Here is a 1,401-nt window from a genome sequence, read left to right on the forward strand (position 1 = left end):
AGCGGTGGTTAGGGGTTCGAGTCCCCTCGTCGGCTCTCTGACCAGGGCATATGCGGGAAGGTTCATGAACCAGAACCTTCCTGCCCATGCTTTACCCCATGCTTTTGGCCTGTCACCCCGGTCGGCATGGCCTTCGCCAGGGCGCTTGCAGCCTCCGGGTTTCTCGCTCTCCGACCGAAGTAGACGTCCTGCGTCATCGACGGGCGCGACTGCCCGAGCTGGTCCGCCACCTGCCGTGGCGTTTGGCCGGCCTCGTCCAGCAGAGTGGCGGTTGTCTTCCGGAAGTTGTGGGAGGTCACCCAATCCAGCTCATCAGCGATTGAAGGAACGGCAGCCTCTTCCACTAGCTTCAGTAGCGCCTTCCGTGATGCCGAAGACAGCTTGTATGCGTGAGCCAGCGTCTGAGCTTCTGAGACGTCAACTCGCACTCGCCCAGTCTCGATGAGGCTAATCCGGTTCTTCGGACAGTCCAGTCGCTTCACAGCCTCCACTTGAGTCAGGCCCGCGTTCCGGCGAGCCTTGGCTAGTAGCTTGCCGAGTTCACGCCGCCGATCCGAGCCAATGGGCTGACGCGCTAGCCGGAGACTCTTGCGGACGTTGTTTGGGTCTCTGAACCCACCGATCGCATCCGCGAAGACTGGCTGATCAAGCGAAAAATCAGCGCTGAACCGACGACGCAGCATGTCCATCGCCCACTCAGGAAGCGTGAGGATTCGCTGCCCCGCTCGCGACTTGGTTCGACGCCTGACGAGCCCCTTTCCTTTAACTCGGTTGATCTGACAGTTGACGTGAACCTCGTTGCTCGCAAAGTCCACTTCGTTCCACAGCACTGCCAAGGACTCGGAGATACGGACGCCCGTTCCGAGCAGAAAAATGGATAGGTCGGGGACGTCAGCGCGAACCGCGCGCTCATCTTGACTCACCATCGCGAACCACTTGGCCAGTTCATCCTCCGTGAAAGCTCGCGGCGCCTTGAGTGGAGCTGCGTCCAAGGATTCGAGTTCCCGGACAGGGTTCGCCTGGATGGCCCCCTGTCGTACGGCGAGAGAGAAGACGCCGGAAATGACTGTCTTACAGGTCTTCGCCGACACTGCGCCGACCTCGTCTCGGATTGCCGTAACGACCTTGTCCATCAAAGGCGGCGTCGCTTCACCGAGGCAGATCTCGCCGATTCGCGGCAGAACGTTGTTCTTGAGGTGCAGTTGGTAGGTGTAGAGCGTTCCTGGCGAATACTTGTCGGCCTTGACCTTTTCCTCAAGTCTCTCGATATAGAGGTCAGCAGCAACGCTGAACCGCGTCGACAATGTGAGCAAGCCAGACGACGTGAGCTGTGACCGCTCCTTCAACCTCGCAACGAGAGCCGATCCTGCAGCAGTCGCACTCTTCCCGTATGCCTCCACC

At 60.0% G+C, this 1,401-nt stretch carries 1 protein-coding gene; it reads right to left on the reverse strand.

From position 1 onward, the window contains the following. Window positions 1–62: 62 nt before the first annotated feature. A partial coding sequence (locus DIZ26_RS34565) for a helix-turn-helix domain-containing protein (RefSeq protein WP_157979913.1) occupies window positions 63–1,401 on the reverse strand: 1,339 nt, incomplete at its 5' end.

The sequence above is a fragment of the Kribbella monticola genome, assembly GCF_003261635.1.
Lineage (GTDB): Bacteria > Actinomycetota > Actinomycetes > Propionibacteriales > Kribbellaceae > Kribbella > Kribbella monticola.